1 protein-coding gene is annotated in these 391 nt (G+C 69.1%); it reads left to right on the top strand.

Annotation, left to right across the window (positions count from 1 at the left end):
- Window positions 1-391 (top strand): biotin/lipoyl-binding protein (locus EOA29_RS40810; protein WP_127222624.1); only part of this gene is annotated, 391 nt, incomplete at both ends.

Raw genomic sequence — 391 nt, 5'->3', positions numbered from 1 at the left:
CCGCATTTCCGGGCTGACCGAGGCCGACAAGCGGGCGGTGCTGGCGACGCGCGTCGCCGGCGTCATCGATAAGCTGCCGGTCAAGCAGGGCCAGCGCGTCAAGACCGGCGACCTGGTGCTGATGCTGGCGGCCGAGGAGAAGATCTCCAACGTCGACAACGCCAGGCAGCTTCTGGTGCAGCGCAAGGCCGAGCTCGATGCCGCCGAGCGGCTGGCCAAGACCGGCAACCTGCCCAAGCTGCAGCTCGACACCGCCCGCTCGAACCTGACGGCGGCGCAGTCGATGCTGGAGACCGCGCAGGCCGAACTCGACCGCAACGAAGTGAAGGCGCCGTTCGACGGCGTCATCGACCGGGTGCCGGTCGATGACGCCGTCGAACGGCGCCTTCAC

Origin of the sequence: Mesorhizobium sp. M1E.F.Ca.ET.063.01.1.1, assembly GCF_003998155.1 — a bacterium.
In the GTDB taxonomy this organism is placed as follows: domain Bacteria; phylum Pseudomonadota; class Alphaproteobacteria; order Rhizobiales; family Rhizobiaceae; genus Mesorhizobium.
The sequence above is the reverse complement of the archived record's forward strand: the minus strand, read 5'-3'. Positions and strand labels throughout refer to the sequence as shown.